Origin of the sequence: Citrobacter sp. TBCS-14 (assembly GCF_005280805.1) — a bacterium.
Lineage (GTDB): Bacteria > Pseudomonadota > Gammaproteobacteria > Enterobacterales > Enterobacteriaceae > Citrobacter > Citrobacter gillenii.
The window spans coordinates 1-296 of sequence record NZ_SZWM01000301.1 but is presented as its reverse complement, the minus strand read 5'-3'; the positions used below and the strand labels follow the sequence as shown (position 1 = coordinate 296).

The 296-nt window shown below is 53.0% G+C and carries 1 pseudogene; it reads left to right on the top strand.

Annotated features, from left to right (window positions below):
* Positions 1-296 (top strand): annotated as a pseudogene (locus FDX22_RS15205) (sugar ABC transporter ATP-binding protein); the annotation flags it as partial.

Below are 296 nucleotides of genomic sequence, written 5' to 3'. Positions count from 1 at the left end.
CGAACCCACCTCAGCGCTCAGTAAAACTGAAGTCGAGATCCTGTTCCGTGTCATTCGTGAACTGACCCGCCAGGGGGTGTCAATTATCTACATTTCCCATCGTCTCGAAGAATTGATGTCGATTGGCGATGTGATCACCATTTTACGCGATGGTAAATTTCAGGCCGAAGCCAGGGTGAGCGAGATCGATGTGCCATGGATTGTGCGCGAGATGTTGGGCAGCGATCCGGTGAGCAACTTTCTCGAACCTGGCCGCACGTTTGGCGCCCCGGTTCTGGAAGCGGAACATATTACCT